This window comes from Flavobacterium sp. (genome assembly GCF_028712645.1).
Taxonomy (GTDB): Bacteria; Bacteroidota; Bacteroidia; order Flavobacteriales; family Flavobacteriaceae; genus Flavobacterium.
In genome coordinates this window covers 1-1526 of the sequence record NZ_JAQTPQ010000344.1, presented here as the reverse complement: position 1 = coordinate 1526, position 1526 = coordinate 1, and the positions used below count along the sequence as shown (strand labels likewise).

2 protein-coding genes are annotated in these 1526 nt (G+C 34.8%); both read left to right on the top strand.

Annotation, left to right across the window (positions count from 1 at the left end; genetic code table 11):
* Positions 1-362, top strand: a 362-nt coding sequence (locus PHC28_RS17560; RefSeq protein ID WP_300103587.1) for an ATP-binding cassette domain-containing protein, incomplete at its 5' end; no start/stop codon positions are given.
* Between the two features lie 170 nt (positions 363-532).
* The coding region (locus tag PHC28_RS17555) for an FAD-dependent oxidoreductase (protein ID WP_300103584.1) at positions 533-1526 on the top strand (994 nt) is incomplete at its 3' end.

Here is a 1526-nt window from a genome sequence, read left to right as displayed (position 1 = left end):
TACCAGATAATTACGATTTCGACGTCAAAGAACGCGGTATAATGTTATCGTCAGGTCAACGCCAATTGATTGCTTTCCTTCGTGCTTTTGTGAGTAATCCAAGTATCTTAATTCTTGACGAAGCTACATCCTCAATAGACACTTATTCAGAAGAATTAATTCAACGCGCCACAGAAACTATTACCAAAGGAAGAACCTCAATTATTATTGCACATAGGCTAGCAACTATTGTCAAAGCAGATAAAATTGTAGTAATGGACAAAGGTTTAATAGTAGAACAAGGAACACATCAAGAATTACTAAACAAAGAAGGTGGTCATTACAAAGGCTTATATGATTCGCAGTTTATTACTGAAGAGTAACAATACATTTATCAGCAGAATACTTTTAAAAACTTTAAGTAGTAAACTTTTTTCTTTAATCAAATAAAAGACTTAATTTTGCCAACTCAAATTAATTATAGAAAATACAACAATATGACACGAACTTTTGCGACTGCATTTTTACCATAATTTAAATAATAAGAAAAAAAATGAAATACGATATCATAGTTTTAGGAAGTGGTCCAGGTGGTTATGTTACTGCCATTAGAGCTTCACAATTAGGCTTTAAAGTTGCCGTAATCGAAAAAGAAAACTTAGGAGGAGTTTGTTTAAATTGGGGTTGTATCCCAACAAAAGCATTACTTAAATCAGCTCAAGTTTTTGATTACCTAAAACATGCTTCTGAATATGGGCTGACTGTTTCTGAATTTGATAAAGATTTTACAGCTGTTGTAAATCGTAGTCGTAGTGTAGCTGACGGAATGAGTAAAGGAGTTCAATTCCTGATGAAAAAAAACAAAATCGACGTTATTGATGGTTTTGGGAAACTAAAACCTGGTAAAAAACTAGACGTAACTTCCGCTGACGGAAAAGTTACAGAATATGAAGCAAATCACATCATTATCGCAACGGGAGCTCGTTCAAGAGAATTACCAAACTTACCACAAGACGGCGTAAAAGTAATTGGCTATCGCCAAGCGATGACCTTGCCATCTCAACCAAAATCAATGATTGTTGTTGGTTCAGGAGCTATCGGAATGGAGTTTGCCCATTTTTATAATTCAATGGGAACCGATGTTACCATTGTTGAATTTTTACCCAATATTGTTCCATTGGAAGACGAAGATATTTCGAAACAAATGGAGCGTTCAATGAAAAAATCGGGCGTTAAAATCATGACTAATTCTTCTGTTGAAAGAATTGATATTTCAGGTTCTGGTGTGAAAGCATTCGTAAAAACAACAAAAGGAGAAGAAATCCTTGAAGCAGATATCTTACTTTCAGCTGTTGGAATCAAAACAAATCTAGAAAATATTGGACTAGAAGAAGTGGGAATCGCTACTGACAGAGATAAAATTTTAGTAAACGATTTTTACCAAACAAACATTCCAGGTTATTATGCCATTGGCGATGTTGTTCCAGGACCAGCTTTGGCTCACGTAGCTTCAGCAGAAGGAATTACTTGTGTCGAAAAAATTGCAG